Consider the following 4850-nt stretch of genomic DNA (forward strand, 5'->3'; position numbering starts at 1 on the left):
TTTTCATCAATATCTATTTTTAATTGATTTAATTTTTTATTAAATACTTCATTATGACTAATAAATTTCTCTTGAAGTAAATCATTTAAAAGTAATTCAGTTACAATAAAATTATTTAGTTTTGGCATTATATTTTCGTAATATCTTAATAGTTTCCAAGAATTTACTTTTTCATCATAATTCCCACAAACTAATAACTTTATTTTTTTTGTAACAATCATAAATTCTCCTTTAAAATTTTGCTGCAGATAAGCTATCATTTAATTACAATTTTTTATAATTTTCAAGAGTGAGATTTATTCTCCTCTCGTTAAGGCTCAATGACTAGCCCATTAATATTTGATTTATTTTATCACTTTTTGTTAATAAATTCAACATTTAATAAGAATAAAGATTTATTTTTTTGAATATTTATATTTAATTTTACATTTACTTTACATTATTTTAATGTAAAATTAACAAAAATATTGTATAATATACTTGATTTTCAAACAATATGATTAAAAAATTAAAGGAAGGTAAAAAATGAAAATATTGGGACATAGAGGAGCCTCTGGAACTTACCCAGAAAATACTATAATATCAATTAGAAAAGCTTTTGAATATGGAGCGGACGGTGTTGAATTCGATGTACAACAAACAAAAGATGGCGAACTCGTTATTTTTCACGACTGGACATTAGAAAGAACTACAAATGGACATGGAAACCTAAAAGATTATACTCTTAAAGAGCTAAAAGAATTAGATGCAGGCTCTTGGTTTTCAGAAAAATTTAAAAACGAAAGAATTCCTACATTAAAAGAAATTTTTGATATTATTCCAAAAGACAAAATTATTAATATTGAAATAAAAGAAGAACATTCAAATTTGAAAAGAGATACAGCAAAATTATTAGTAAATATTTTACAAAATTATAAAAACAATAATATTATAGTTTCTTCTTTTAGTCATAATATTTTAAAAGAAATAAAAGAATTAGATAATTCAATTAAAGTAGGGATTCTTTTAGAAGCTAATTTATTAAATATTAATAATTATATAGAATCATTAGGATTTGATATTTATTCTTATCATCCTGGAATATGTTTTCTTGAAGAAAATCAAATCAAAGAAATAAAAAATACCGGTAAAATAGTCAGTGTATGGACTGTTAATACAATTAATGACGCTATTAATTTAAATAAAATTGGTGTTTCTAACATTATTACTAATTATCCCGAAAAATTTCAATAATAAAAAAAAGGGGGGGAGAATGAAAAATAACAAAAACAGTTTAACTGGACTTTTATTTTCATTACCATCAATACTTATATTATCTATATTTTATATCTATCCTTTAATAAAAACATTTATTTATTCCTTTTCTTTTACTAATGATAAAGGAAAAATAGTAGAATTTGCAGGAATTGAAAATTATATAGAACTATTTACAGATACATCATTCTATGAAAGTCTATTTTCTACATTTAAATTTTCTTTTATAACTGTTATTTTTAGTTTAATAATATCTTTTTTTCTAGCTATTATTTGTAATGAAAAATTAAAAGGAATTCCATTTTTTAGAGTTATCTTTTCTTCTAGTATGGGGGTTTCTGTTTCTGCAAGTTCAAGTATAGTTTTATTTCTTTTTCATCCAAGTGTTGGTATGATTAATGAAATTTTAAGTTTCTTTGGAGTTCTACCAATTAATTGGTTTACAGATTCTACATACGCTATTTGGGTTATTGCCATTGCCACTATTTGGATGAATATTGGATTTGGATTTTTAGTTTTAACAGCTGGACTTCAAAATATTAGTCAAGAAATCGATGAAAGTTGTGAAATTGATGGTATAGGATATTTTACAAAATTATATAAAGTTACAATCCCATTACTTAGTCCAAGTATATTTTATCTATTAATTACAACAACTCTTAAATCTTTCCAAAGTTTTGGACAAGTAGATATGTTAACTGGAGGAGGTCCATCAAACTCTACAAATTTTCTAGTTTATAGTATTTATAAAACAGCATTTACTAACTATAGATTTGACTATGCAAGTACTCAAGGTCTTATTCTATTAAGTATAATTACTGTTATTATGTTATTTAAATTCAGGTTAGAAAGGAAGGTTCATTATCAATAATATGAAAAAATATATATTTTATACATTACTTATATTTTCAAGTTTTTTTATTTTTTTCCCAATAATTTATACTCTTATGGCAAGTTTTATGACTACAGCTGATATTGTATCAGGTACAGTTTTCCCAAGAGTATTGTCTATTGAAAACTATAAAGAACTATTAAAAAATATACCTATTTTAAAGTTTTTCTTTAACAGTTTAAGTACTGCTATTAGTGGAATGATTCTTCAACTTCTCATATGTAGTTCTACTGCCTATGCTCTTGTTTTTATTGAATTTAAAGAAAAAAAACTTATTTTTGCTATGGTTATTAGTGCAATATTTGTACCATGGGAAGCAATATTTGTGCCCAACTACTTCACTATTTTAAAATTAAATTTATTAAATACTAAATTAGGAATTATACTTCCATTTATTTCAAATGGATTAGGTATATTTTTAATGGTTCAGCAGTTTAAAACTCTAAATAAATCGTTAGTAGAAGCTGCTAAAATTGATGGTTGTAACAATTTTCATATTTATAGCAGAATTGTTTTACCTCTTTCAAAGGGTATTTTAAGTACTTGGGGAGTATATTCATTCTTAAATATATGGAACATGTATCTTTGGCCTTTAATGACATCTACAAGGCCAGAATCAAGAACTATTCAAATAGGTTTGAAAATGATTAAATCTGAAGAGGGAACTAATTTTGGAATACTAATGGCTGCTGTTATTATTGTTATAGTTCCATCTTTATTAGTATTATTTTTAGGACAAAAACAATTACAAAAAGGATTGGTTTCAGGAGCAGTAAAAGAATAAAAATAAATTTTTTGGGGGAATGAATGAAATTTTTTAAAACATCTTTTATTTTTTTATTAACAATTATTTTAAGTACTTCAACTTTTGCAAAAGAAAAAGTTATATTTTGGTATTCTTTAAGTGGGCAACTACAAAAATCTTTAATTAATATGGTTGATAGCTACAACGCTAGTCAAGACAAAATAGAAATTGAAGCAATTTTCCAAGGAAGTTATGAAGAATCTATAGCTAAGTTTAAGGCTGTTTCAGGAACAAAAGAAGCACCTGCTATAGTTCAAATGAATGATATTTCTACAGCTTTTATGTATAAAAGTGGAGCTATTACTCCTATTGAAAAGTTTATTAAAGAAGATAACTTTAATATTGATAATTTAGAAGATGTACTTTTAAACTATTATAGAATTAATGGAGATCTTTATTCTATGCCTTTTAATTCATCATCTGCTATTTTAGTTTACAATAAAGAAGCTTTTAAAAAAGCTGGATTAAATCCTGAAAATCCTCCTAAAAATTATTCTGATATTTTAAAATATTCAGAAAAATTAACATTAAAAGATGATAAAGGAATAACTAAACAATTTGGATTTTCAATGATTATGTACGGATGGTTTATAGAACAACTTTTAGCTAATGAAAATAATTTATATGTTAATGAAAATAATGGAAGAGATGGAAAATCTCCAACAAAAGTGGCATACGAAAATGAATTGCCAAATATTCTTTCTTGGTTAAGAGATATTTATAGTAATGGATATGGAACTTCTTACGGTAGAGAATGGAGTTCTACTAGAACAGCATTTTCTTCAGGAAAAGTTGCTATGTATTTAGATTCTTCTGCTGGCTTAAGAGGTGTTATTAATAATGCTAAATTTGAAGTAGGAACAGGATTTATTCCAAATAAATCTGGTGAATTTAATGGGAGCATTATTGGTGGTGCATCTCTTTGGATAACAAATTCAGTTAATGAGACTAATCAAAAAGCAGCTTGGGACTTTATAAAATATACTACTTCAAAAGATGTTCAATCTACTTGGGCAATTAATACGGGATATTATCCAGTTAATAAGCTTTCTTACAATACAAAAGAAATGATAGATAATATGAATAAATTTCCACAATTTAAAACTGCAATTGAAGAAATTCAAGCTACTAAAGAAAATAGCCAAACTCAGGGAGCAATTTTAGGTGTATTTCCTGAGGTACGTGAAAAAATGGTCCAGGCTATGGAAAATAATTACGAAGAAAAAGGTTCTGTAGAAAATATAACAAAAAGAGTTGCTAAAGAATCTAATAGAATTATAAAAAGATTCAATAGAATAAATAAATAATTTTACATAAATACTTTAATCAGCGTCAAGGATTTCCTTGATGCTTTTTTTATAAAAAAATTTAATTGTTTTTAAAATAGTTTTATTCTTAAAATTAATTCACAAAGAGATCAAATGTAATATTACAGCACTATAATAGTTCTTATCATTTTTTTTTAAACCTATATGTCTAAAATAAAACAATTGTTTTTTGAATAACATACAAAAAATAAGTATTGTTTATATATAATTTGAGTGTTATGATTAAGAATATTTTAAGGAGGTAATTGAAATGAAGAAAAAACTTACTCTATTTCAGTTGATAGCTTTAAGTGTTGCTTTTTATGTAAGCATCAGAAATATACCAACTGTTGCCAGTGTTGGTTGGCAAGCAATATTTTATATGGGGGGAGCCGCAATATTCTTTGCAATTCCTATCTCATTTGTAGCAGCAGAATTAGCTACAGGTTGGCCTCAAGAGGGGGGACCTCAAGTTTGGGTAAATGCAGCATTAGGTCCAAAATGGGCTTTTGTTACAGCATGGTTGCTTTGGGTACAAATGTTTTTCGGTATGGTAATGGTATCAACAGCTTTTGCTACTATGATTCCTTAT

General features: G+C 25.7%; 6 protein-coding genes. 5 read left to right on the plus strand and 1 reads right to left on the minus strand.

The features are described from left to right. On the minus strand, window positions 1-221 hold a 221-nt coding region (locus tag Q0V09_RS07780), incomplete at its 3' end, for a hypothetical protein (RefSeq protein ID WP_297488203.1). Between the two features lie 304 nt (window positions 222-525). Between Q0V09_RS07780 and Q0V09_RS07785 the strand changes: the two genes are divergently transcribed. The 5 genes from Q0V09_RS07785 to Q0V09_RS07805 form a co-directional block, all read left to right on the plus strand. After that, window positions 526-1233 (plus strand): glycerophosphodiester phosphodiesterase family protein, encoded by a 708-nt coding sequence (locus Q0V09_RS07785; RefSeq protein WP_297488206.1) that lies wholly within the window; start codon window positions 526-528, stop codon window positions 1231-1233. 19 nt (window positions 1234-1252) lie between these two features. Further along, on the plus strand, window positions 1253-2125 hold the full coding sequence (locus Q0V09_RS07790; RefSeq protein WP_297488209.1) for a carbohydrate ABC transporter permease: 873 nt from the start codon (window positions 1253-1255) through the stop codon (window positions 2123-2125). Between the two features lies 1 nt (window position 2126). Beyond that, the gene (locus tag Q0V09_RS07795) at window positions 2127-2930 is read left to right on the plus strand and encodes a carbohydrate ABC transporter permease (protein WP_297488211.1); all 804 of its coding nucleotides are present in this window, start codon (window positions 2127-2129) and stop codon (window positions 2928-2930) included. A 23-nt stretch (window positions 2931-2953) separates the two neighbouring features. Further along, window positions 2954-4258 (plus strand): ABC transporter substrate-binding protein, encoded by a 1305-nt coding sequence (locus Q0V09_RS07800; RefSeq protein WP_297488214.1) that lies wholly within the window; start codon window positions 2954-2956, stop codon window positions 4256-4258. A 271-nt stretch (window positions 4259-4529) separates the two neighbouring features. Continuing rightward, a partial coding sequence (locus tag Q0V09_RS07805) for an amino acid permease (RefSeq protein WP_297488217.1) occupies window positions 4530-4850 on the plus strand: 321 nt, incomplete at its 3' end.

Origin of the sequence: uncultured Cetobacterium sp., assembly GCF_947039425.1 — a bacterium.
GTDB lineage: Bacteria > Fusobacteriota > Fusobacteriia > Fusobacteriales > Fusobacteriaceae > Cetobacterium_A.